Source organism: Spectribacter hydrogenoxidans, assembly GCF_031846275.1.
In the GTDB taxonomy this organism is placed as follows: Bacteria; Pseudomonadota; Gammaproteobacteria; order Nevskiales; family Salinisphaeraceae; genus Spectribacter; species Spectribacter hydrogenoxidans.
Map to the genome: position 1 here is coordinate 108547 of NZ_JAVRIB010000003.1, position 23244 is coordinate 131790.

A 23244-nucleotide genomic window follows, 5' to 3' on the forward strand; every position below is an offset into this window, starting at 1 on the left:
GGGATTCGGAATCGACGCGCATTGTACCGGGCATGCTTTCCCGTGCGCAGGGGCTGTGCGACCATTCCGCCATCGGTCGGGCGCCGCGGCGCCGGCCTCCATCGCGGCATCCACCGGGTAATCGTGACCACGTTGACGATAACGCTTCTCATTCTGGCCTGTGCCGGCTACGCCGCCGCGGGCCTGCTTTGCTGGCGGCACCTGCACGGCGCGCCGGTATGGCCGGTGCATGTCACCGCGGGCGTGGCGGTGGCCGCGCATCTGGCGGTGCTGCTACTGGCCATGGTCGAGGTCCGCAGTGTGGTGATCGGCGTGGGCGGGGCCCTGTCACTGTTCGCGTGGCAGGCCGCGCTGCTGCTGTTTCTGGCGGCCTGGCGCCAGCCGGTGGCCTCGCTGGGGTTGGTGGTCTACCCGGTGGCGCTGCTCTGCGCGCTGGCGATGCCGCTGCTACCGGGTGGTGCCGAGGCCCCCACGCCGCTGGACTGGTCGCTGCAGCTGCATGTGCTGCTGTCGCTGGTGGCCTATGGCTTTCTCACCCTGGCCGCGGTGCAGGCCGCCCTGCTGTCATTCCAGGATCACCGCCTGCACAACCATCGCACCGCCGGGCTGAACACCGGCCTGCCCCCGCTGCAGACCATGGAACGGCTGATGTTCCGCCTGATCGCAATCGGCTTCGCTTTGCTGACCCTGGCGATCGTCACCGGGGCCGTGTTCCTGGACAACCCCCTGGCGCAGCACCTGGCGCACAAGACGGTGTTGTCGGTCATTGCCTGGGCGTTCTTCGGGATCCTGCTCTGGGGCCACTGGCGTCAGGGCTGGCGGGGCCGCACCGCAATCCGCTGGACCGCCGGCGGCTATGCCCTGCTGATTGCCGCCTATTTCGGCAGCAAGATGGTGCTGGAGCTGGTGCTGGGCCGGCACTGGTAGCGCGGCAGACCCCGGCTGACGGGCTTCAGCCAACTTGACACCGGTCGTCGGCGCCACGTACACACCTTCATAGATACTCAGGAGACCGCCCGCTTTTGGACCAAATACCCCTGCCGATTCTTTTCGGCACCCTGGCATTGCTACTGGTCCTGTCGGCCTTCTTTTCCGGTTCCGAAACGGGTCTGATGACCCTGAACCGGTACCGGCTGCGGCATCTCGCCAAGACCGGTCACCGCGGTGCCCGCCGGGCCTCCTCGCTGCTGGAGCGTCCCGACCGTCTGATCGGCGTCATCCTGCTGGGCAACAACCTGGTCAACATCGCGGCCTCCGCGGTGGCCACGGTGATCGGTATCCGGCTGTACGGCGATATCGGCGTGCTCGGGGCCACCATGGCCCTGACGGTGCTGATCCTGATCTTCTCTGAGGTGACCCCCAAGACGCTGGCCGCCCTGCATCCGGAACGGATCGCGTTCCCTGCCTCGTTCGTCTACGGCCCGCTGCTGCGGCTGTTCTCGCCGGTGGTCGCGGTGATCAACCTGATCGCCAACGGCATTCTGCGGCTGTTCAAGGTGTCGCCGGAGGATGCCGCTGCGCACAGCCTTTCCACCGAGGAACTGCGCACGGTGGTGGCGGAAGCCGGAGCGATGATCCCGCGGCGACACCAGCAGATGCTGCTGTCGATCCTGGATCTGGAGAACTCCACGGTCGAGGACATCATGGTGCCGCGCAACGAGATCGTGGGCATCGACATGGCCCAGGACTGGGCGGCGATTCTGGCGCAACTGGTGCACAACCAGCATACCCGCCTGCCGCTCTACGACGGCTCGATCGACGATCTGCGGGGCATCGTCCACCTGCGCCGGGTGCTGGCGCTGCAGGCGGATAACAACCTCACCAAGGAGAACATGCTGGCGCTGGCCAAGGAGCCCTATTTCGTACCCGAGAACACACCGCTGACCCAGCAGCTGCTGAATTTCCAGACCCAGCGGCGGCGTATCGGCTTCGTGGTGGACGAATACGGCGATCTCCAGGGCCTTATCACGCTGGAAGACATCCTCGAGGAGATCGTCGGCGAGTTCACCACCGATCCGGCCACCCGGCTCAAGAACGTACGCCAGCAGCCGGACGGCAGCTTCCTGGTAGACGGCACCGCCAGCGTGCGGTCGCTCAACCGGGCCATGGGCTGGACCCTGCCCACCGACGGGCCCAAGACCATCAACGGCGTGGTGCTGGAGCATCTGGAAACCATTCCGCAGGCCGGGGTCAGCATGAAACTGGCCGGCTATGCGATCGAGATCACCGCCACCCAGGCCAACGTGGTCAAGACCGTTACGGTCCGGCCGCTGCCGGCCGCCGCGCGGCCGCGTCACTGATCTGAGCCGGGACGCCCCGGACGCGCCTTACGGCAACGCGTCCAGCGCCTCGGCCAGGCGACCGACGCCGGTCACTGTCAGGCCGGCGATGCCGCGACCACTCTTCGGTGCATTTCCCTGCGGCACGATCGCCTGTGTAAAGCCGTGCTTGGCCGCCTCGCGCAGCCGCTCCTCGCCGCCGGGCACCGGCCGGATCTCCCCCGCCAGACCCAGTTCGCCGAATACCACCAGATCGGTGGGTAGCGGCCGATCACGGAAGCTTGACAGGACTGCCAGCAGCACCGCCAGATCGATGCCGGTCTCGTTCACCCGCATACCGCCGACCACGTTCACGAACACGTCCTGATCGCCCAGGGTGATGCCGCCATGCCGGTGCAGCACCGCCAGCAGCATCGCCAGCCGGTTGGCATCCGGCCCCAGGGTGAGCCGTCGGGGATTGTGCAGGTGTGACGCGTCGACCAGCGCCTGCACCTCCACCAGCAACGGCCGGTTGCCCTCGCGGGTGACGGTGACCACGCTGCCCGGCACCGGCTGCTCGTGGCGCGACAGGAAGATGGCCGACGGGTTGGCCACCTCGCGCAGCCCGCGGTCGGTCATGGCGAACACACCCAGTTCGTTGACCGCCCCGAACCGGTTCTTCACCGCACGAATCACGCGATAGCGGCTGGTCTGCTCGTCCTGGAAGTAGAGTACCGTGTCCACCATGTGCTCGAGCACCCGGGGCCCGGCGATGACCCCTTCCTTGGTGACGTGTCCGACCAGCACCAGTGCTGTACCGCTGGCCTTGGCATGACGCACCAGCATCGCCGCCGACTCGCGCAGCTGGGATACCGAGCCCGGGGCAGAGGTCAGCTGTTCCGAGAAAACGGTCTGCACCGAGTCGACCACGATCAGTCCCGGCGAGTGACTGGCCGCCAGGGCCAGCACGCGTTCGACGCAGGTTTCGGCCAGCACGGCAAGATCGCCCGCCGCCAGGCCCAGACGCTGGGCCCGCATGTGAACCTGCTCCAGGGATTCTTCCCCGCTGACATACAACCCCGGCAGCCGCGGCAACAGGGCGGCCAGCATCTGCAGCAGCAGAGTGGATTTGCCGATGCCGGGGTCGCCGCCGATCAGAATCACCGAGCCCGGGACCAGCCCGCCGCCCAGCACCCGGTCCAGTTCCGACATGCCGGTAGTGGTGCGCGGCGTATCCTCCAGCGAGACGTCGTCGAGACGGCGCACCCGGGCATCGCCGATCGGGGCGGTCGAACCCCGCCCGGTCGCCCTGGCCGGCGCCGCGCTCTCGCGCAGGGTGTTCCACGCGCCGCAATCCGGGCATTGCCCTGCCCACTTGGGCAGCTGGGCGCCGCAGGCATCACAGGTGAATTGCGTCCGGGCCCGGCTCATCACCATATGGTAACGCCATCCGTCGGACGTGACGGTACGTATGCAACACTTCCGGACAATCAATCACGATGGATGAGCGATGATCCGACGACCCGCAACACAGCCGGGCGCACGCGGCACACTGATCGCTGTCCTGTTGATCAGCCTGCTCGCTGCGTGTGGCGAGGTCCGCGAGGATCCAAGCCTGCGCGGCCAGATTCTGACGCTGGGTACGGGCAGCGCCGATGCCCGCGAGGCAGCCCTGGACTGGATCGACGCGCACTGGCGTCCAGATTACGCCGCCCCCCTGATCGACGCCCTGCCGTTTGCCGGTGATGCCCGCACCCGCGGCGCCATGATGGACCTGCTGCGCCGCCACACCGACGCACAGCCGGGTGACACCCCGACCGACTGGCAGGCATGGCGGCGGCAGGCCGAACCACCCCTGCACCCGGATTACGCGCGCATCAAAGCCAGCCTGCTGGGGCTGGTGGAGCGTCAGCTCTACCAGGATCTACGTGACGTCGAACCCGCCGCTTTCCAGCATCTGCAATGGACCGGACTGCGTCGCAGCGACCGGCCCGCACCCGCCGCGCGGGCCGGTATGACTCGACCCGAAGAGGTGGCGCTGCGCGATGACGAACTGGTGATCGGCCTGGTGCTGGACGGTCACGCCCGGGCCTATCCCCGCCGACTGGTGGCCGACCACATCGCCCTGCGCGACCGCACCACGGCGGGCGACGCGCTGGTCATCCACGACCCCCTGAGCGGCACCACCGCCGCCTACCGGCTGCGCGGCGATGAACTGATCGACCTGCGCGACAGCGTGTTCCTGTTCAAGGGTGACACGGTGCTGCACGACGCTGGCAGCACATCCTTCTGGCGCGCGCTCGACGGCGAACGCCTCTGGCCCGATCCACACGGCGACACCCGGCAGCTGACAGCCACGCCGCAGGTGACCACGACGTGGCAGGCCTGGCGCCAGCTTCATCCCGATACCCGGGTGCTCGAGGGCGACCCCGATCAGACAACCTTCCGCCGCGACAAGGCCGCATTCCGGCAGTATCGCGCCGACCGGCGCCTGGCCCGACTCGCGGCACCCGGCCCGCTAGCCGCCAATCAGGCCGTGCTGGGCCTGACCGAGGACAGCGACGCCCTGGCCGTGACTATCAGCGCGGACGCGGGCGAGGCGGTCAGGCAGGTCCGGCTGGCCGGACGGACCGTGTCGATTCTGCGCGCGGACCGGGCCCTGCGGGTCTACGACACCGGCAGCATCCGCCTGAGCGGAGGCGATGCCCAGGGCGTCTGGCAGGATGAACAGGGTCGTCGCTGGCGACAGACCGAATCCGTGCTGATCGGCCCCGAAGACCGACAATTGCCGCGGTTACCGGCCCGGGAAACCAGCTGGCGCACCTGGAGCGGCAGCCATCCCGACAGCCGGGTGGAACCATGATCGCCGCGGCCCGCATTGCCGGTCTGGTCCTGGTCGGCCTGCTCGCGGGTTGTGGTAACGACGCGGGCCCCTCGCCGGTCTACGACAGCCGCACCGCCTTCGCGTTGGCCGGATTGGAGGTGCCATCCGGGCATCGCGATTTCCTGTTCTTCGATCTCGATCCCGTCGACGGTGACGCCGCCGCCGGGGATCTGGTCGACGGCCTGCGGGAGGCGGCATCCGGGGGCGAGTATCTGGTGGTAGTGGGGCCCGATGCGGTCTTCAATCAGGCCACGCTGACAGATGCCCTGGATCGGCAACCAGCGAATGATCTTGCTGGCGCAACCCTAGTGTACCTGGGACCGGCTGCGCATCGCGGGGACGTCGCCGACCGGCTGGCCGGTCGCGAGCTGGCGCTTCGGTACGTGGTCTACCCCTGACAGACGCGGAATTGCACCCGGGGGCTGAGCCGGCAGAACAGTTCGTAGGCGATGGTACCGGCGGCACGGGCAACCGCATCCGCAGGCACATCGGCACCCCATAGCTCCACCCGGTCGCCCACCCGCGCATCCGGTGCCCGGCGCAGGTCGACGGTAATCATGTCCATGGACACCCGCCCGACCAGCGGCGTGGGCGCACCAGCCAGGCTGACCGGCGTACCACTGGGGGCGTGGCGGGGGTAGCCGTCCCCGTAGCCGATCGCCACTACCCCAACGGGCATGGTTTCCGGCGCCCGCCAGGTGGCGCCATAGCCCACCGGTTCGCCGGCCGGGATCTCGGTACGGCTGATCAGTGGCGCGCTCAGTGTCATCACCGGCTTGAGCCCGAGATCGGCGGCCGAACGATCGAGCAGCGGCGAGCCACCGTAGAGCATGATCCCCGGCCGCACCAGATCGGCATGGGTCCGGGGCCAGGCACAGATGCCGGCGGAATTGGCGATCGACCGGCTTCCGGGCAGCGACGCAAGGGCGGCGTCGAAACGCGCGACCTGCCGGGTGGTCATGGGGTCGTCCGGATCGTCCGCGCAGCCGAGATGGGTCATCCAGCCGGCAAGTGTCAGACCGGGTGTCGCCCGCACCCGTTCGTGGAGGCTAGCGGCCTGATCCGGGACAAAACCCAGGCGGTGCATGCCGGTATCCAGCTTGATCCACACCCGCCGGGGATGCTCGGCAGCGATGGCAGCGAGCCGGTCGAACTGGACGGTGCTGAAGAGCAACGGCTCGGCATCGGGATCAGCCGCCAGCGCCGACAGATCGCCATCCAGCACGTCGGACAACAGCACCACCGGCTGGGTCAGCCCGGCCGCGCGCAGAGCCTGCAGTTCGGCAAAGCTGGCCACGGCCAGGCCGTCGGCATCACGCAGGGCATCGGCCAGGCGAGCCACGCCGTGACCATAGGCATCGGCCTTGACCGCGGCATAGACGCGGCGGCCCGGCGCCAGGCGCCGCACCACCGTCAGGTTGTGCCGCAGCGCGGCCGGATGGATTTCGGCGCGGGCGCGCTCGCTCAAGCCGGGCACCCCATCAGCCGAAATCGTCTTCGTAGTGATCCTGCAGGTTCTCGAACCGGGTGAAGTGACCCAGGAAGGCCGCGCGGCAGGTCCCCAGCGGGCCATTGCGCTGCTTGGCCAGGAGAATCTCGGCCACGCCCTTGTCGTCACTGTCCTCGTTGTAGACCTCATCGCGGTAGATGAACACGATCAGGTCCGCGTCCTGTTCGATGCCGCCGGACTCGCGCAGGTCGGACATGCGGGGGCGCTTGTTGTCGCGCTGTTCAACGCTGCGGTTGAGCTGGGACAGGGCAATCACCGGGATATCGAGTTCCTTTGCCAGGGCCTTGAGATTACGGGAAATTTCCGAAATCTCGTTGGTGCGATTCTCCTTCGTGCCCGGCACCTGCATGAGCTGCATGTAGTCGACCATGATCAGCCCGATGTCATGCTCGCGCTTGAGCCGGCGCGCCCGGGCCCGCAGTTCGGAGGGCGACAGGGCCGGGGTGTCGTCGATGAACAGATTGGCATTCTCGTTCATGATACCGATGGCCGAAGTGATGCGCGGCCAGTCCTCGTCCTCGAGGTGACCACTGCGCAGGCGGCTCTGGTCCACGCGACCCCAAGACGAGATCATGCGCATGACCAGTTGTTCGGCCGACATTTCCATGGAGAACACGGCCGCTGGCTGGCGCAGCTTGAGCGTGACGTGCTCCACCATGTTCATCGCCAGCGAGGTCTTGCCCATGGAAGGCCGCGCCGCGAGGATGATCAGGTCGGAGTTCTGCAGCCCGTTGGTAAGCTGATCGAACTGGTTGAGCCCGGTGGCCAGACCGGTAAATGCGCCCTGGTTCTCGTGCAGGTACTCGATGCGCTCCACCACCTGCGGCAGCACCTGCTTGAGCGACAACGCCCCCTTCCCGTTCTGCCGGCTCTGATCGGCGATGGCGAAGATGCGCTTCTCCGCCTCGTCCAGCAGATCGGGCACGCTGCGCCCCTCGGCAGCGAAGCCCAGTTCGGCAATTTCACTGCCGGCGGCAATCAGCTGCCGCGTGACCGAGCGCTCGCGCACAATGTCCGCGTAGGCAGTAATGTTGGCCGCACTCGGGGTCTCGGCGGCCAGATTGCCGACATAGCCGGTGCCCCCGGCCCGGTCGACCAGATCGTGCGAGCGCAGCCATTCGGCAATGGTGACCACATCGCGCGGCTTGCCGGCGTCGGCCAGCGACTCGATGCCGCGGAACAACAGCCGGTGGTCCTCGCGGTAGAAGTCGGATTCCGAGATCCGCCCCGCAATTCGGTCCCAGGCGTCGTTATCGAGCAGCAGCCCGCCGATGACGGCCTGTTCGGCTTCCAGCGAATGCGGCGGCAGCTTGAGCTCGGCGGACATGGCGGCGATACGGCGAGTAGTCGGCGGGACCCGAGGCGGGCAGTTTAACGCAGTGGCGGAAACGACAACGCCGCCGAAGACGGCGGCGTTGTCAGTTGCCGGATTGCGGCACGGGATCAGGTGGTATCGGTACCCGCCTTGTCCTCGTCTTCATTGGCTGCCACGTCGTCCGCGGCTTCCTCGGTGTACTCGTCGTCTTCCTCGTCCTCATCGGACGGCAGTTGCGCCGCGGCCGATGTGGTCTCGTCCTCGGCCACCGGCATGTTGGGCATGTTCACGCCCATGTCGGTGAGCTGCGCCACCACCAGCTCGATCTGCACCTCGACCTCCGCATGCAACTGCAGCGTGGCCTCGTAGTAGCCGGTCTGGCGGATCGCACCCTCGGCCAGAATCACTTCGCTGGCATCGAGTTCCTCGCCGGTCTCGGCGGTGACGACATCGACGATTTCCTGCGGGCCGACGGAGCCGTACAGCTTGCCCTCGTCACTGGCCCGCATGGGCACGGTGAAGGACTTGCCGCGGAACGACTCGGCGCGGCCCTGCGCGCGGGCCATGCGATCCTCGGAGGCCTTGAGCAGCTCGTCCTTGCGCGATTCGAAGGTCTTGCGGTTGGCCACCGTGGCCATCAGGGCCACGCCCCGGGGAATCAGGAAGTTGCGGCCGTAGCCGGCCCGCACCTTCACCTCGTCGCCGATATCACCCAGGTTGCGAACCTTCTGCATCAAAATGACTTGCATCGCGTTCTCCTGGGTTAACCGGAATGCCGGTCGGTGTAAGGCAACAGGGCCAGGTAGCGGGCCTGCTTGATGGACGTGGACAGCTGACGCTGGTAGCGCGCAGCAGTGCCGGTGATGCGGCTGGGCACGACCTTGCCGGTTTCGGTGATGTACTGCTTGAGCGTATCGAGATCCTTGTAATCGATCTCTTCGACACCTTCGGCGGTGAAGCGGCAGAAACGCTTGCGACGGAAGAATCGGGACATGATTGATATTCCTCAGGTAGCGATCAGGCGGCCGACTTGCTGTCGTCGTCGCTCTTCTTGGCCAGGGGGGACGGTGCGGTATCGGCCTTGGGCCGGCGCATGCACAGGTAGCGCAGCACGGCGTCGTTGAAACGGAAGATGCCTTCCAGTTCCTCGCGCACTTCACCGCCGCACTCCACGTTCATGAGCACATAGTGGGCCTTGTGGATCTTGGCGATGGGGTAGGCGAGCTGACGGCGGCCCCAGTCCTCCAGGCGGTGCACGGTACCGCCGGAGTCCTCAATCATGCCGCGATACTTGTCGATCATCGCGGGCACCTGCTCGCTCTGGTCCGGATGGACCAGAAACACGATTTCATAATGTCTCATTGTCACTCCTCGTGGGACATGCCCCCGGATGACCCGAATCGGCCACCGTGGAGCAAGGAGAGCAGACAGCCGAGCCGGCGTCTGCGCGGCGCGGAGTCTACCAGCTTCCGGCTTGCGGTTGCCAGTACCGGCAACGCGGTTCAGGACATGTCGGAGGTACCGCGCTGGCGCAGGGCCTCGAACAGGCAGATGCCCGCGGCCACCGAGACGTTCAGGCTGGCCACGCCCCCGGCCATGGGGATGGCTGCGAGGTGATCGCACGTGCGGGCCGTCAGCCGGCGCAGACCGCCGCCCTCGCCGCCCAGCACCAGTGCCAGCGGCCCGGTGAGCGGGGTCTCGTGAATGCTGCGCGGGGCCTCGGCGGCGGTACCCACCACCCAGACGCCGGTCGCCTGCAGATTGCGCAGCGTCCGCGCCAGATTGGTCACCTGGATCAGCGGCACGCAATCGGCGCCACCGGCCGCGGTCTTGCGGACCACCGTACTCAGCCCGGCCGCCCGGTCACGGGGCGTGATCACCGCGTCGGCGCCGGCCGCCGCGGCGCTGCGCAGGCAGGCGCCGAGGTTGTGAGGATCCTGCACGCCATCGAGCACCAGCAGCAACGGCGATGCCACGGCGGACAGGATGTCATCCAGACCGGCCTCGCCCAGCGCGGCCAGCGGCGCGCACAGCGCCACGCAGCCCTGATGATTGATGCCCGGCAGCCGCGCGTCCAGCTCGGCGCGCGGCACCTGCCGACAGACCACGCCCAGGTCGGTCGCCAGACCGGTAACCTCCCGGGCGCGGGCGTCATCCCGATCCTGCAGCAGCCACAGCTCGAACACCCGCCGGCCGCTGCGCATGGCGGCAATGACCGCATGCCAGCCACCCACCGGCACTATCTGGTCACGGTCCGTCATCGGCGCCGATTCGCCTCATGTCGAAAGACCAAAAAAACGGGAGGATGCCGAACACCCTCCCGCGGACTGCCGTCGACCTAGTCAGGATCAGGAACCCAGATAGGGCGGCGCGGTGAACGCGGCCTTTTCCTGGCCCTCGACGATGGGCTTGATCACGATGTCCACGCGGCGGTTGCGCGACCGGCCTGCCTCGGTGTCGTTGGTGGCAATGGGTTCGCTCTCGCCCCGGCCCCAGGTGACCATGCGCGAGGAGTCCACACCCTTGCTGGACAGGTACGACGCCACGGCGCTGGCGCGGCGCTCGGAAAGCTTCTGGTTGTAGCTGTCCGACCCCGAGCTGTCGGTATGGCCGACCAGGTGCACGGCGGTCTTCTCGTAGTCCTTGAACACGTTGGCAATCTTGTCGAAGGTGCTCTGGGCATCGAAGTTGAGATCGGCGCTGTCGACCTCGAAGGAGGCGTCGGCGGCCACGCCGACCCGCAGCGTATCGCCGCCCATGCGGGTGATGTAGAGCTCTTCGCGGGCCTGCTCGGCGGCCAGCCGCTCCTGCAATTCCGCGTGCTGGTTATCCATGTAGCGGCCCGCGGCGCCGCCGGCCAATGCGCCCAGCACGGCGCCAGCCGCGATGTTGGAGTTGCTTTCGTCACCCACTTCGCTGCCGATCAGACCGCCTACTACGGCACCCACACCGGCGCCGATCTTGGTGCGGCGATTCGGGTCGCCAGCGCAACCTGCCGCGAACACGGATGCGGCCAGCAGTGCCATCAAACTGAATCGGATCATGAATAGTTACCTCTTTTTTGTGCGGCGGCGTTTGCCTGCCTTGGGTTCGGCAGTGGCCGACGTCGGTTCGAAATCGATCTTGCGTTCATCCAGGTCCACCCGGACAACCTTGACGCGCACCCTATCAGCGAGTCGATGAACGATACCTGAACGTTCGCCGCGCAGGCATTGCGCGGTGGCATCGTAGTGATAGTAGTCGTTGCTCAGACTGGAGACATGGATCAGTCCGCTGGCATAGATATGGTCGAGTTCCACGAACAGCCCGAAGGCGGTAACGCCGGTGATCATGCCGTTCCATTCATCGCCCACGTGATCGCGCAGGTACTCGCACTTGAGCCAGTCGTCCACGTCGCGGGTGGCATCATCGGCACGCTGCTCTGCCGCCGAGCAGCCGGCCCCCAGGGTGACCATGTCTCCGTGGGTGTAGTCGAAGGTAGCGGGTTTGCCGCCAGCCTCCACATGCTTGATGGCGCGGTGCACCAGCAGATCCGGATACCGCCGGATGGGCGAGGTGAAGTGGGCATACTCCGCCAGGGACAGACCGAAATGTCCGTGGTTATCCGGACTGTAGACTGCCCGGGTGAGCGAGCGCAGCAGCACCGTCTGGATCAGCCGCGCGTCGTCGCGCTCGGCCGCCTGCTTCAGCAGGCGCGCGAAGTGTTCGGCCTCGGGCTTGTCGCCACCGCCCAGACCCAGCCCGCGTTCGGCCAGGAATTCCCGCAGATTGGTGAGCCGATCGGCATCCGGGCCGGCATGCACGCGGTAGAGCAGCGGCATGCGGTGCTTGCCCAGGAAACGGGCCGCCGCCACATTGGCGGCAATCATGCATTCCTCGATCAGACGGTGGGCATCGGTCCGATTCACCGGTTCGATGCGGTCGATCTTGCGGTCGCGGTTGAACACGATCTGGGTTTCGGTGGTCTCGAAATCGATCGCCCCCCGTTCCTGGCGCGCATGCAACAGGGCCTCGTAGACGTCGTAAAGGGCCTGAAGCTCGGGCAGCAGATCGCCATCGGGATCGTCATCAGCCGACGCCGGGTCGGCTAGCAGGTCGGCCACGCGCTCATAGGTGAACCGGGCATGCGAGCGCATCACCGCGGAATAGAATTTCGGCCGGCTCACCTCGCCCTTGCGGGACACCCGCATCTCGCAGACCAGGCCGAGCCGGTCGACATCGGGGTTGAGCGAGCACAGCCCGTTGGACAGGGCCTCGGGCAGCATCGGCACCACGTGGCCGGGGAAGTACACCGAGGTGGCGCGGTTGACCGCCTCCGCATCGAGGCCGGAGCCCGGTTTCACGTAGGCCGACACATCCGCGATCGCCACCGTCAGTTGCCAGCCGCTGCGGGTGGCCCGGCAGTGGACGGCGTCGTCGAAATCCTTGGCGTCGGCGCCGTCGATGGTCACCAGCGGCAGATCGCGCAGGTCCTCGCGGCCCTTGTAGTGCTGCTTGGGCACCACATCCCCGATCGACTCCGCCTCTTCGACCACGCCCGCCGGCCACTCGAACGGAATCCCGTGCGACCGTACGGCGATGTCGATCTCCATGCCCGGCGCCAGATGCTCGCCCAGCACCTCGACCACCCGGCCGATCGCCTGACCGCGCTTGCCCGGGGGCTCCACCAGCTCGGCGCTGACGATCTGACCGGCCCTGGCGCCGCCGCGGGCATCCTCCGGAATCAGGATGTCGTGCTGGATGCGGGCATTGTCGGGCACCACATGACCCATGCCGTGATCCAGATTGAAGCGCCCGACCACACGGGTGTTGGCCCGCTCGAGCACATCGACCACCCGCCCTTCCGGCTTGCCGCGGCGATCCCGCCCGACGATGCGCGCGGTGGCACGATCCCCGTGCATCAGCAACCGCATCTGTCGGGGATTCAGGAACACGTCCTCCCCGCCCTCATCCGGGATCAGGAAGCCGAAGCCGTCCCGATGACCCTGGACGCGGCCGCGCACGAGGTCCATGCGCCGGATCGAGCCCAGCGCCCCCTTGCGGTTCTCCACCAGCTGACCGTCGCGCAACATCGCACGCAGGCGATGGTCGAAGGCCTCGCGCTGCGCCTCGTCGCGCAGATCATAGTGTTTCTCCAGTTCGCTACGGGTCATCGGCTGCCCGAGCGCATCGAGATCGTCCAGGACGAGTTCGCGGCTGGGCACCGGCTGACGGTAACTGGACTGTTCGCGCGAGAACGCGGGATCGCGGTCGCGCCAGTCCGAACCTGATTTTTGCTTTTGACTCAATCGTCGCTCCGACGTTGTAAAGTTGGCGTCACGGCGTTGACAAAGCCGTAACGCGTCTATAGATTGCACGCGCCTTGCCGAGGTGGCGGAATTGGTAGACGCGCTAGCTTCAGGTGCTAGTGAGCGAAAGCTCGTGGAGGTTCAAGTCCTCTCCTCGGCACCATCTCAAATACCCGAGATGGTCTCGGCCTCCTGCTTCCGAGCGAACCCCCACGTAATGGAGGTTGCTCGCCCCGTCCCTGGGGCTCGGCCTTCGGCCCCGCCTACGGCGGTCCGGTTTCGTTCCTGACGAAATCGTCAAGTCCTCTCGTCGGTACAATAAGAACTCACATTCGTGCTGAGCGTGAATATTGGCGGTCCTCCCTCCCCTTATGGAAGAGACCGAGAGGAGATCAGGCCCGGTCCGAATCTCGCTTGCCGTGATCCGCGAACGATACACCCTCACCCGAACGGATGTCGCAGCATGATCGTGTGCTCGCGATCCGCGCCGGTAGAGATGATATCGACCGGGGTCTCGGTAATCTCTTCCAGCCGCTGCAAATAATTGCGGGCTGCATCCGGTAACTCGTCGAGCTTGCGCACCCCGGCGGTGGAGTCCGACCAGCCCGGCATTTCCTCGTAGATCGGCTCGCATTCGGCCAGCGCCTCGGCGCCGACCGGCGGCATGGCCAGATCCCGGCCCTGGGTTCGATAGCCCACGCAGATGCGCACTGAATCCAGGCCGTCCAGGACATCGAGCTTGGTGATGCACAATCCGGACAGGCTGTTGTTGAACACAGCCCGGCGCAGGCTGACCGCATCGAACCAGCCGCAGCGCCGCGCCCGCCCGGTGGTGGCGCCGAATTCGGCCCCCCGGGAAGCCAGATGCTGGCCGTGCTCGTCATCCAGTTCGGTGGGGAACGGGCCGGACCCCACGCGGGTCGTGTAGGCCTTGACCACACCCAGAACATAGTCGAAGTAACCGGGGCCAACGCCGGTACCGGTGGCCGCGCCGCCGGCGGTGGTGTTCGACGAGGTCACGTAGGGATAGGTGCCGTGATCAATGTCCAGCAGCGCCCCCTGAGCCCCCTCGAACAGCACCGACTGGCCGTTCCGGCGGGCCTGTCGCAGGTGTTCGGTGACGTCCGTGACCATCGGGGCGATGGTTTCGGCCTGGGCCAGACAGGTGTCGAGGGTTTCCTGGAAGTCCACGGTTTCGGTATTGAAATACCTTTTGAGCACGAAGTTGTGGTAGTCGAGCACCTCGCCGAGCTTCGCGGCGAACAGCTCGCGGGCGAACAGATCGCCCACCCGTACCGCGCGGCGCGCGGCCTTGTCCTCGTAGGCCGGTCCGATGCCCCGGCCGGTGGTGCCAATGCGGGCATTGCCGCGGGCCAGTTCCCGCGCCTGATCCAGGGCTACATGGCAGGGCAGGATCAGCGGGCAGGCCGGGCTGATGTGCAGCCGCTGCTCGACCGGCACGCCACGCGCCTGCAGCGCCGCCATTTCCTCGAGCAGCGCGCTCATCGACAGCACTACGCCATTGCCGATCAGGCAGGCCACGCCATCGTGCAGAATGCCCGAGGGGATCAGATGCAACACCGTCTTCTCGCCGCCGATGACCAGCGTGTGACCGGCGTTATGCCCGCCCTGGAAACGCACCACGGAATGGCAGTGATCGGTGAGCAGGTCGACGATCTTGCCCTTGCCCTCGTCGCCCCACTGGCTGCCGATCACGACAACGCTACGCCCCATCAGCTGTGCTCCCCGTTTGCATTATTGGCTCCGGACCGCGCCCGGCAGACCCAGTCGCCGTCGCATTCCACCAGATCATGAGTGGCGCGCTCGTCCGCATGGCCGGCCGGTTCACCCGGCAGTGCCACGATTACCCGCCAACCCTCGCCCCGCAGGCGGCGAATAGCCGCCAGCAGCCCCGGGTCATCCCCGGCCGGCGCCGCCACCGCCTGCGGCGCCACCGCCGGTGGCGTGCCCAGCGCGGCCAGCACGTTCAGGTCCGCCGAGAATCCGGTGGCAGGCCGTGCGCGCCCGAAGGCGGCGCCGACATCGTCATAGCGACCACCGCGGGCCAGTTCGCGCCCGAGCCCCGGAGCGAACGCGGCGAATACCACCCCGGTCTTGTAGCGATAGCCGCGCAGTTCTGCCAGATCCAGGTGCAGCGGTACCGATGGGTAGTGGTGCTCGAGCCGGCTCACAAGCGCACCCAGGGTTTCCAGCGCAGCGGCAATTCGCGTGTCCAGTTGCCCCAGCGATCGGGCCTGCCCCAGCACTTCGGTACCGCCGTTGAGGCCGATCAATTGCCGGAAATTTTCCGCGGCCTCGGCCGCCAGTTCGCCGGCATCGACCAGACGCTGCAGATCAGGCACCGACTTGCGCTGCATGATATCGAACAGGCGCGCCTCGATGTCGTTGCTTACGCCTGCCCGTTCCACCAGGCAGCGGTAGATGGCGACGTGGCCGAGGTCCAGAAACGCCTCCTCGATGCCCATTTCTTGCAGGGTTTCCAGCATCAGTGACAACACTTCCAGGTCGCTTTCGATGCCGGCATGGCCGAACAGCTCGACCCCGATCTGCAGCGGCGAGCGGGACCCGCCGGGCTCCTCCGGCCGGGTACGCAGCACGCTACCGATGTAGCAGTAGCGGGCCGGGCCGTCGGCGGCCATGCGGTGAGAATCGATGCGCGCCGCCTGAGTGGTCATGTCCGAGCGCACACCCAGCATGCGACCGGACAGCTGATCCGTGAGCTTGAAGGTCTGCAGTTCCAGATTGCGCCCCGCCCCGGTCAGCAGCGACGCGAGATACTCGATCATCGGCGGCCGGATCAGCTCGAAACCCCACCGCCAGTAAAGCGCCAGCAGCCGCGCGCGAGCCGCCTCCAGGCGCCAGGATTCCGGCGGCAGGATTTCCTGCACCCCGTCGGGCAACAACCAGCGGTTGGCGTGCATCAATTGACCCAATTCAGCAGAAACAGACCGATCGCAATCATCACACCGCCGAACACTCGCAGGGTGCGGCCATCTATGGTCACGATCTGCAGCAGCCACTCACGCCAGCGCTCCGGCGCCAGAAACGGCATCAGACCCTCGATGACCATTACCAGCGCCAGCGCGCCAACCAGATCCGACCACATGGGCGGACCCCGGCGCTATTGCGAAACGTCCGGATTGAAGTAGCGGAACAATTCGCCCTGCGGCTCGAGCACCAGCACGTCCTTGCCACCGACCGAGTTGCGGTACATTTCCAGACTCCGCATGAAGGCGTAGAAATCGCCGTCGCGACCATAGGCCTCGGCATAGATTTCCGCCGCCCGGGCATCACCCTCACCACGGATCTCCTGCGACTCCCGGTAGGCCTCCGCGAGGATGATGGTGCGCTCGCGTTCGGCATCCGCCCGGATTTCCTGCGCGGCGGCGTCACCCTGGGCACGCAGGGTCTTGATCACTTCCTGGCGTTCGGAACGCATCCGGTCGTACACCGATTCGCTGACCTCGTCCGGCAGGTCCAGGCGCATGATGCGCACATCCAGGATTTCGATACCCAGATCCACGGCGTCCTGATCCGACTGCACCTGCACGGCCGCGACGATCTCGTTGCGGTCGTCGTCGATCGCCTGCCGGATGGTGCGCTTGGAGAATTCCGCCAGCAGATCGTTCTCGACGATTTCCGTGAGCAGACTGCGAGCCCGGGCTTCGCTGCCCTGGTTGGACAGGTAGAAGTCCACGGTGTCGGCGATCCGCCACTTGACGAAGAAATCCACCGAGAGGTTCTTGTTCTCGGAGGTCAGAACCCGCTCGATCTCTTCCGTGAGATTCAGGATGCGGTCGTCGAAACGCACCACGCTCTGAATGAACGGCATCTTGAAATGCAGACCCGCGGGATAGTTCTGCCCCACGATCTCGCCCAGCTGGACCACCACCACGCGCTCGCGCTCGTCCACGGTAAACACGCTGTCCAGCGCCACGTAGGCGCCCAGGATCAGCACGAACAGCGCAATCATCAACTTGCCATTCATGGCCTATCGCTCCCGGCTGCGCAGCGGATCACGGCTTGTGCTGCCACTGCTGCTGTTGTTGCTGCTGCTGCTGGTGTCGATCATCGGCGGCGGATTATCACTGCTGATTTCACTGCTCTTGCCCTTGTTCGGGGTGCCCTTGAGCATTTCCTGCAACGGCATGTAGAGCAGCGGCGACGACTGGTCGCCCCCGGTGATGATCAGGTTGGAACCGGACAGCACGTCACCCATGCTTTCCAGATACAGACGCTGGCGGGTGATTGCCGGGGCCCGCGTGTACTCGTCGAGCAACGCGGTGAACCGCACCGTCTCACCCTGCGCCCGGGCCACCTTCTGTTCGCGGTAACCCTGGGCCTCGAGCAGGACGCTGGCGGCCTCACCCTCGGCCCGGGCGACGATGTCGCGGGCATAGGCGCGGGCCAGGTTCTTCTTGCGTTCTTCCTCCTCACGGGCCTTGATCGCCTCCTCGAAGGCGCCCTGCACCGGTTCCGGCGGCTGAGAATACTGCACGTTGACCGCCAGCACCCGCATGCCCGCCTCATATTCGTCGAGCATTGACTGCAGGATGCTCTCGATGTTCTGCGGCAGCATCGCCCGCGAGCGGTTGGTGATCTCCGGATAGCTGTCCTGCTGATCCTGGATGCGATCCACCAGCTCCTGCTCGATGTCGCTGAGGGCGTCTTCGCTCTCGGGCTCGACCTTTCGTTCCTTGAGGTCGACGTTGTCCAGCGCCTGCTGTTCCAGTTCGGAAACCTTCACGCCTTCCTGGATTACCTGATTCATGCGGCTGGTACCCACGATCTCGCGGACCGCGCTCTTGAGCGCCTGTTCCACGGTCTCATCAGGTGCCCGCACGTTGAACAGGAAGTTGCCCGGATCGAACACGCGATACTGCACCGCCACCCGGACATCAACGATGTTCTCGTCCTTGGTGAGCATAACAGCGCTGTTCTGCACCGAGCGCACCTGTTCCACGTCCACCCGGATCACGGTGGCAATCGGATACGGCATGTGCCAGTGCCAGCCCGGGCCGGTCGTGGTCTGCAGATCACCAAATCGCAGCACCACGCCCTGCTCGCCCGGCTGCACGATGTACAGGCCCGTGGCCAGCCAGATCACCAGCACAACCGGAATCAGGGCAAGCAGCAGTTTCGGGTTCGGGGCACCGACACCAGGACCACCACCGCCGCTGCCGCCACTGCGACCGCCACCGCCACCGCCGAAGCGCTGCTTGAGCCGGCGCCAGATCTCGTCGAGATCGGGCGGTCCACCGCCGCCGCCGCTGCCGCGGTTGCCATTGTTGCCGCCCCAGGGGTCTTGCCCCTTGCCAGGCTCGTTCCAGGCCATTTTTGCCTTCATGAATAGAATAGACCCGCGGATTCTAGTGGATGAGACCGCCGGGTTCCATGCGGAATCCCGACGCAGAGATTATTCAGGCTACGCCAGCGCCCGTGGCGGCGCCTGCCAGAGACGCGTCGCGTCCATGCCTTCCTGCCGGCAGAGCCGGTCCAGGTCACTACGCGTCACCGTCACGGTCAGGACGCACCGGCCGGCCTCGTCGTATTGTTCACCCTGCACCGCGCCCAGGTCGAACAGGCGCGCCCGCAGCCGCCCCGCCGCCGCGGGGACACTGAGCACACCCGCCAGCACGTCCGGCCGGCAGACCTCGGTGAGCACCTCGCGCAGCAGATCCAGGCCGCGCCCGTCCATGGCCGACAACCACACCCGGATGACGCGGCCTTCGCCGTCGCGCTCCACCCGTGGCGATTCACCGGGCACCGCGTCGATCTTGTTGAACACCTCGATCTGACGCACGCGATCAGCCCCGATATCGGCCAGAACGGCGTTGACCTCGGCCGCGTGATCGCGCCGTTCGGGGTCGGCCGCATCGATCACGTGCAGCAGCAGCTCGGCCTCCAGCGTCTCTTCCAGCGTAGCGTTGAACGCCGCCACCAGCTCCGGCGGCAGGTCGCGAATGAAGCCCACCGTATCAGCCAGGATCAGCGGGTCGCCCACCGGCATCGGCAGTTGCCGTAGCGTCGGGTCCAGCGTGGCGAACAGCTGGTCGGCGGCGTATATGTCGCTGCCGGTCAGCCGATTGAACAGTGTTGATTTGCCGGCGTTGGTATAACCCACCAGGGAAATAGTCGGCGTCTCCGCGCGGCGCCGGGCGGCGCGGCCCTGCTCGCGGCGGGCGCGAACCTTTTCCAGCCGAGCACGCAGCCGGGTGATGCGATCGCCGATCAGCCGCCGGTCGGTCTCCAGCTGGGTTTCGCCGGGCCCGCGCAGACCGATGCCACCCTTCTGGCGTTCCAGATGCGACCAGCCGCGGACCAGCCGGGTGGACAGATGGCGCAGCTGCGCCAGTTCCACCTGGAGCTTGCCCTCATGGGAGCGGGCGCGAGCGGCGAAGATATCCAGAATCAGACCCGCCCGGCCCAGCACCCGGCATTTCAGCCGGGCCTCGAGGTTGCGCTCTTGGCTCGGCGACAGGTCGTGATTGAACACCACGACCTCGGCGCCCAGCTCGGCCGCCAGCTCGGCAAGCTCGTCGGCCTTGCCGCCCCCGACGAAGAATCGCGGGTCGGGTGACCGCCGGCTGCCGCCGACCACGTCGAGAACCTCGGCACCGGCCGAGCGCACCAGCTCCACGAATTCCACCCGGGCGTGCTCGTATTCCTCGAGAGGAAACTGCAGATGGACGAGCAGCGCTCGCTGCCCGCTGCGGGGACGCTCAAACAAGCGGGTGGCTCAACGGCAGATCCCGGATGATCGGCCGTAACCGATTATTCGTTGCCAGGGGTTTCCTCATCCTGCTCCGAATCCGGCTCCGAGCCGACCGACGACTTGATGTTGCGCGACGGCACGATGGTGGAGATGGCGTGTTTGTACACCATCTGTGACACCGCGTTGCGCAGCAGCACCACGAACTGGTCAAAGGATTCGATCTGGCCCTGCAGCTTGATGCCGTTCACCAGATAGATGGAAACGGGCACACGCTCTTTTCGCAATGCATTGAGAAATGGTTCTTGTAGTGTCTGGCCCTTCGCCATTTTTTGATCTCCGTCGTTTTCGGGCATGGGAGGCGTGTCGTCATCCATAGATCGAAACTTTAGCACGAGTCATGCCAGTTCGAGCGCCCTGGCAAGCGTGTCGTGAATGTCGTCGTTAACCGTCGCGGCGTCCGCGTCGAACCAGCGTGGCCGGTGGTCCCGACGCAGCCAGGTCAACTGCCGTTTGGCCAGCTGCCGGCTGGCGAATATGCCGCGCCGAACGGCTTCGTCATAGGACCATTCGCCGGCCAGGTAGTGCCACAGCTGGCGGTATCCGACCGCGCGCATCGCCGGCATTTCCCGCCCTAGATCGGGGCGACGCCGCAGGTTTTCAACCTCCTCGATGAAGCCCTGATCCAGCATCGCGTGAAAGCGCGTTTCGATGCGCTGATGCAGCCTTGCCCGATCACCCGGCACCAGCGCCAGCCGTACCGCCCCAGCGGCCACCGCGTCGCCCTGCCGGGCGCCCTGGATATCGCTGGCCGGGCGGCCGGTCAGGGAAACGATCTCCAGCGCCCGCTGGATGCGCTGACCGTCGTTGGGATGCAATCGCCGGGCGGTAACCGGATCCTGCTCCGCCAGCCGTGCATGCAGTTGCGGCCAGCCATGGCGCTCGGCGTCGGCGGTCAGCTCGGCGCGGATGGCGGCATCCGCCGGCGGCAGGGGCGACAGGCCCTCGGACAGCGCCCGGAAATAGAGCATCGTGCCCCCCACCAGTAGCGGCACCCGGCCGGCGGCGTGGCTGCGGCCGATCTCGCGGCGGGCATCAGTGGCGAAATCGGCGGCCGAATAGCCCTCGGCCGGGTCGCGGATATCCACCAGCCGGTGCGGCACCCGCTGCCGGACCTCGGGCGGCGGCTTGGCGGTGCCGATGTCCATGCCGCGGTAGACCATCGCCGAATCAACGCTGATCAGGTCCACCGGCAACCGCTCCGCCAGCGCCAGGGCCGCGTCGGTCTTGCCCGACGCGGTGGGGCCCATGAGGAAAACCACGGGTTTTCCGGTTTCGGGTTGCGAGTTTCGGGTTTCGGGTTTTGTCATCACCTCTGGCGTTTCGGTCCTGAAACTCGAAACGCGCAGCCTGCTTACTGGCCGCGCATGAAGATGCGGTCGAGATCGGCGATATCCACCTGCACCCAGGTCGGCCGCCCGTGATTGCAGTGACCGGCCCGCTCGGTGCCCTCCATGTCCCGCAACAGCGCGTTCATCTCCGCCAGGCTGAGCCGACGCCCCGCCTTGATCGCCGCCCGGCAGCCCATGTCCGCGAGCAGCTCATCCTGCATCCGGGCGATACGGCCCGGCCCGTCCTCGGCGGCCAGGTCCGACAGCAGATCGCGCACCAGGGCCGCGGCATCCACCTCACCCAGCAGGGTCGGCAGCGCGCGAACAGTGACCCGGTTGGGGTCCTGGCGATCCAGTTCCACCCCCAGCGCGGCCAGCTGCGTGGCCGCCTGCTCGGCGACATCGGCCGCGGCCTCGCCCACATCCACCACTTCCGGCACCAGCAGCGGCTGACTGATCAGCCGGCCCTCGCCCAGCGCCGTCTTCAGGCGCTCGTAAAGCACCCGTTCGTGGCCCGCGTGCATGTCCACCAGCACCAGCCCCTGGGCATTCTCGGCCAGGATGTAGATGCCGCGCAGCTGGGCCAGCGCATAGCCCAGCCGGGGCGTGGCCGGCGCCTCGTCGGGCGGCGCGGCAGCCACCGCGGTAGCCGGTGTCGAGGCCGGCTGCTGGAACGCATACGTGGCGGCCGCCTCACCCAGGCCCAGGCCCCGCTGACGGATCGGCGACGAGCCGGCGGTCCCGGCTTCATGGCGAGGCGCCGGCGCCGGGTCGAACGAGGTCGGTAGCGGCACGTGGTGGGCCTGATCGTGCCCACCCTGCGCCCGGAGCGCCTGCTTGAGGCTCTGGTGAACGAAATCATGCACTTGCCGCGACGCCCGGAAGCGCACCTCGGCCTTGGCTGGATGCGCGTTGACGTCGACCCCGGCCGGGTCCATCGACAGATACAACAGATACGCCGGAAACCGCTGGTTGTGCAGCACATCCTGATAGGAGGCACGTACGGCGTGGTTGAACAGCCGGTCCTGGATCAGCCGCTGGTTGACGTAGCTGTACTGCAGATCGGCCCGGGAGCGGGAGAACCCGGGGGTGGCGATCCAGCCGGTCAACTGCATGCCGGCGGCGGTTTCCGAGAGCGCCACCGCATGGGCGAGAAAGTCCTGGCCAAACAGCCGGGCCACCCGATCCTCGCGCTCGGCCGCGGCGGTCGCCGGCGCCAGCTCCAGCACGGTTTTGCCGTTGTGACGAAGCGTGAACGCCACATCGAACCGGCTGGCCGCGATACGGCGAACCACTTGATGGGCATGCCGAAATTCGGTGGCCTCGGTGCGCAGGAACTTGCGCCGCGCCGGTACCCGGGCGAACAGATCCCGTACCTCGACCGTGGTGCCCGGCGGATGCGAAGCAGGGCGCACCGGCGGCGGGTCATCGTCGCCCACCCCCACCGCGCTGAAAGCTTCGTCCGCGTCATGCGGCCGGCTGGTCAGGATCAGATCCGACACGGACGCGATGCTGGGCAGGGCCTCGCCGCGAAAACCGAGACTGGCCACCCGTTCTAGTTCGTCCAGGCTGGCGATCTTGCTGGTGGCGTGGCGGGCCAGCGCCAGCGGTAGCTCCTCGCGGCCCATGCCGCGGCCATCATCCCGGATCCGGATCAGCCGCAGGCCGCCGCATTCCAGATCGACGCGGATATGGCCGGCCCCGGCATCCAGGCTGTTCTCCAGCAGCTCCTTGACCACGGACGCCGGCCGCTCGACCACCTCGCCGGCGGCGATCTGGCTGATCAGTTGCGGGGGCAGGACGCGAATGCTCATGAACGGGCTTCCGGGGCTCGGCGGTCGGTATGACACGGCAGTGCGCGGGCC

The 23244-nt window shown here is 66.8% G+C and carries 22 protein-coding genes and 1 tRNA gene; 5 read left to right on the top strand and 18 right to left on the bottom strand.

What is annotated here, in order from left to right:
- Nucleotides 1-123: 123 nt before the first annotated feature.
- The gene (locus RM532_RS03670; RefSeq protein ID WP_423246876.1) at nucleotides 124-927 is read left to right on the top strand and encodes a cytochrome C assembly family protein; all 804 of its coding nucleotides are present in this window, start codon (nucleotides 124-126) and stop codon (nucleotides 925-927) included.
- 95 nt (nucleotides 928-1022) lie between these two features.
- The gene (locus RM532_RS03675) at nucleotides 1023-2300 is read left to right on the top strand and encodes an HlyC/CorC family transporter (protein ID WP_311651792.1); all 1278 of its coding nucleotides are present in this window, start codon (nucleotides 1023-1025) and stop codon (nucleotides 2298-2300) included.
- Nucleotides 2301-2327: 27 nt separating this feature from the next.
- Here the strand turns inward: RM532_RS03675 and radA are convergent, their stop codons facing one another.
- Nucleotides 2328-3689, bottom strand: a complete 1362-nt coding sequence (radA, locus tag RM532_RS03680) for a DNA repair protein RadA (RefSeq protein ID WP_311651793.1) — start codon at nucleotides 3687-3689, stop codon at nucleotides 2328-2330.
- 79 nt (nucleotides 3690-3768) lie between these two features.
- On the opposite strand from radA, the gene RM532_RS03685 reads away from it, so the two are divergent.
- Together RM532_RS03685 and RM532_RS03690 are read left to right on the top strand one after the other, a co-directional pair.
- Nucleotides 3769-5121, top strand: coding sequence for a DUF3179 domain-containing (seleno)protein (locus tag RM532_RS03685; protein ID WP_311651794.1), 1353 nt, complete (start codon nucleotides 3769-3771; stop codon nucleotides 5119-5121).
- On the top strand, nucleotides 5118-5540 hold the full coding sequence (locus RM532_RS03690; protein WP_311651795.1) for a hypothetical protein: 423 nt from the start codon (nucleotides 5118-5120) through the stop codon (nucleotides 5538-5540). Before RM532_RS03685 ends, RM532_RS03690 begins: the two co-directional genes overlap by 4 nt.
- Here RM532_RS03690 and alr read toward each other — a convergent pair.
- From alr to rnr, 8 genes are all read right to left on the bottom strand, one after another.
- A complete protein-coding gene (alr, locus tag RM532_RS03695; RefSeq protein WP_423246877.1) occupies nucleotides 5531-6619 on the bottom strand; it encodes an alanine racemase in 1089 nt (362 codons plus the stop codon). The genes RM532_RS03690 and alr overlap by 10 nt on opposite strands.
- Before the next feature lie 4 nt (nucleotides 6620-6623).
- Nucleotides 6624-7979, bottom strand: a complete 1356-nt coding sequence (gene dnaB, locus RM532_RS03700) for a replicative DNA helicase (protein ID WP_311651797.1) — start codon at nucleotides 7977-7979, stop codon at nucleotides 6624-6626.
- 116 nt (nucleotides 7980-8095) lie between these two features.
- Nucleotides 8096-8716: a 50S ribosomal protein L9 gene (rplI, locus tag RM532_RS03705; RefSeq protein WP_311651798.1), complete on the bottom strand. Its 621-nt coding sequence runs from the start codon at nucleotides 8714-8716 to the stop codon at nucleotides 8096-8098.
- Nucleotides 8717-8730: 14 nt separating this feature from the next.
- Entirely contained in the window at nucleotides 8731-8961 is a 231-nt protein-coding gene (rpsR, locus tag RM532_RS03710; protein WP_311651799.1) for a 30S ribosomal protein S18, read from the bottom strand.
- A 23-nt stretch (nucleotides 8962-8984) separates the two neighbouring features.
- Entirely contained in the window at nucleotides 8985-9329 is a 345-nt protein-coding gene (gene rpsF / locus RM532_RS03715) for a 30S ribosomal protein S6 (RefSeq protein WP_349255258.1), read from the bottom strand.
- Between the two features lie 140 nt (nucleotides 9330-9469).
- Complete coding sequence (gene rlmB / locus RM532_RS03720; protein ID WP_311651800.1) at nucleotides 9470-10228, bottom strand: 23S rRNA (guanosine(2251)-2'-O)-methyltransferase RlmB; 759 nt, start codon at nucleotides 10226-10228, stop codon at nucleotides 9470-9472.
- Nucleotides 10229-10315: 87 nt separating this feature from the next.
- Entirely contained in the window at nucleotides 10316-11011 is a 696-nt protein-coding gene (locus RM532_RS03725; RefSeq protein ID WP_311651801.1) for a YiaD family glycine zipper/OmpA-like lipoprotein, read from the bottom strand.
- Between the two features lie 6 nt (nucleotides 11012-11017).
- Entirely contained in the window at nucleotides 11018-13255 is a 2238-nt protein-coding gene (gene rnr, locus RM532_RS03730; protein WP_311651802.1) for a ribonuclease R, read from the bottom strand.
- 76 nt (nucleotides 13256-13331) lie between these two features.
- Here rnr and RM532_RS03735 point away from each other — a divergent pair.
- Nucleotides 13332-13418, top strand: a tRNA-Leu gene (locus RM532_RS03735).
- A 278-nt stretch (nucleotides 13419-13696) separates the two neighbouring features.
- Here RM532_RS03735 and RM532_RS03740 read toward each other — a convergent pair.
- The 9 genes from RM532_RS03740 to mutL all read right to left on the bottom strand — a co-directional run bounded on the left by RM532_RS03740 (nucleotide 13697) and on the right by mutL (nucleotide 23193).
- Nucleotides 13697-14989: an adenylosuccinate synthase gene (locus tag RM532_RS03740; protein WP_311651803.1), complete on the bottom strand. Its 1293-nt coding sequence runs from the start codon at nucleotides 14987-14989 to the stop codon at nucleotides 13697-13699.
- Entirely contained in the window at nucleotides 14989-16197 is a 1209-nt protein-coding gene (locus RM532_RS03745; RefSeq protein WP_311651804.1) for an ATP phosphoribosyltransferase regulatory subunit, read from the bottom strand. The genes RM532_RS03740 and RM532_RS03745 overlap by 1 nt, the downstream gene beginning before the upstream one ends.
- The gene (locus tag RM532_RS03750) at nucleotides 16197-16382 is read right to left on the bottom strand and encodes a DUF2065 domain-containing protein (protein ID WP_311651805.1); all 186 of its coding nucleotides are present in this window, start codon (nucleotides 16380-16382) and stop codon (nucleotides 16197-16199) included. The genes RM532_RS03745 and RM532_RS03750 overlap by 1 nt, the downstream gene beginning before the upstream one ends.
- Before the next feature lie 15 nt (nucleotides 16383-16397).
- The gene (gene hflC, locus RM532_RS03755; protein WP_311651807.1) at nucleotides 16398-17264 is read right to left on the bottom strand and encodes a protease modulator HflC; all 867 of its coding nucleotides are present in this window, start codon (nucleotides 17262-17264) and stop codon (nucleotides 16398-16400) included.
- 3 nt (nucleotides 17265-17267) lie between these two features.
- A complete protein-coding gene (gene hflK, locus RM532_RS03760) occupies nucleotides 17268-18623 on the bottom strand; it encodes a protease modulator HflK (RefSeq protein ID WP_311651808.1) in 1356 nt (451 codons plus the stop codon).
- A 78-nt stretch (nucleotides 18624-18701) separates the two neighbouring features.
- Entirely contained in the window at nucleotides 18702-20006 is a 1305-nt protein-coding gene (hflX, locus tag RM532_RS03765) for a ribosome rescue GTPase HflX (protein ID WP_311651809.1), read from the bottom strand.
- 44 nt (nucleotides 20007-20050) lie between these two features.
- Nucleotides 20051-20317, bottom strand: coding sequence for an RNA chaperone Hfq (gene hfq, locus RM532_RS03770; protein WP_311651971.1), 267 nt, complete (start codon nucleotides 20315-20317; stop codon nucleotides 20051-20053).
- Between the two features lie 69 nt (nucleotides 20318-20386).
- Entirely contained in the window at nucleotides 20387-21358 is a 972-nt protein-coding gene (miaA, locus tag RM532_RS03775) for a tRNA (adenosine(37)-N6)-dimethylallyltransferase MiaA (RefSeq protein ID WP_349255259.1), read from the bottom strand.
- Nucleotides 21359-21402: 44 nt separating this feature from the next.
- A complete protein-coding gene (mutL, locus tag RM532_RS03780) occupies nucleotides 21403-23193 on the bottom strand; it encodes a DNA mismatch repair endonuclease MutL (protein WP_311651811.1) in 1791 nt (596 codons plus the stop codon).
- Nucleotides 23194-23244 lie beyond the last annotated feature (51 nt).

Coding starts and splice junctions, on each gene's coding strand:
- radA (WP_311651793.1), bottom strand. CDS start 3,689: ATGAGCCGGGCCCGGACGCAATTCACCTGTGATGCCTGCGGCGCCCAG.
- RM532_RS03685 (WP_311651794.1), top strand. CDS start 3,769: ATGATCCGACGACCCGCAACACAGCCGGGCGCACGCGGCACACTGATC.
- RM532_RS03690 (WP_311651795.1), top strand. CDS start 5,118: ATGATCGCCGCGGCCCGCATTGCCGGTCTGGTCCTGGTCGGCCTGCTC.
- dnaB (WP_311651797.1), bottom strand. CDS start 7,979: ATGTCCGCCGAGCTCAAGCTGCCGCCGCATTCGCTGGAAGCCGAACAG.
- rplI (WP_311651798.1), bottom strand. CDS start 8,716: ATGCAAGTCATTTTGATGCAGAAGGTTCGCAACCTGGGTGATATCGGC.
- rpsR (WP_311651799.1), bottom strand. CDS start 8,961: ATGTCCCGATTCTTCCGTCGCAAGCGTTTCTGCCGCTTCACCGCCGAA.
- rpsF (WP_349255258.1), bottom strand. CDS start 9,329: ATGAGACATTATGAAATCGTGTTTCTGGTCCATCCGGACCAGAGCGAG.
- rlmB (WP_311651800.1), bottom strand. CDS start 10,228: ATGACGGACCGTGACCAGATAGTGCCGGTGGGTGGCTGGCATGCGGTC.
- RM532_RS03725 (WP_311651801.1), bottom strand. CDS start 11,011: ATGATCCGATTCAGTTTGATGGCACTGCTGGCCGCATCCGTGTTCGCG.
- RM532_RS03740 (WP_311651803.1), bottom strand. CDS start 14,989: ATGGGGCGTAGCGTTGTCGTGATCGGCAGCCAGTGGGGCGACGAGGGC.
- RM532_RS03745 (WP_311651804.1), bottom strand. CDS start 16,197: ATGCACGCCAACCGCTGGTTGTTGCCCGACGGGGTGCAGGAAATCCTG.
- RM532_RS03750 (WP_311651805.1), bottom strand. CDS start 16,382: ATGTGGTCGGATCTGGTTGGCGCGCTGGCGCTGGTAATGGTCATCGAG.
- hflC (WP_311651807.1), bottom strand. CDS start 17,264: ATGAATGGCAAGTTGATGATTGCGCTGTTCGTGCTGATCCTGGGCGCC.
- hflK (WP_311651808.1), bottom strand. CDS start 18,623: ATGAAGGCAAAAATGGCCTGGAACGAGCCTGGCAAGGGGCAAGACCCC.
- hfq (WP_311651971.1), bottom strand. CDS start 20,317: ATGGCGAAGGGCCAGACACTACAAGAACCATTTCTCAATGCATTGCGA.
- miaA (WP_349255259.1), bottom strand. CDS start 21,358: ATGACAAAACCCGAAACCCGAAACTCGCAACCCGAAACCGGAAAACCC.
- mutL (WP_311651811.1), bottom strand. CDS start 23,193: ATGAGCATTCGCGTCCTGCCCCCGCAACTGATCAGCCAGATCGCCGCC.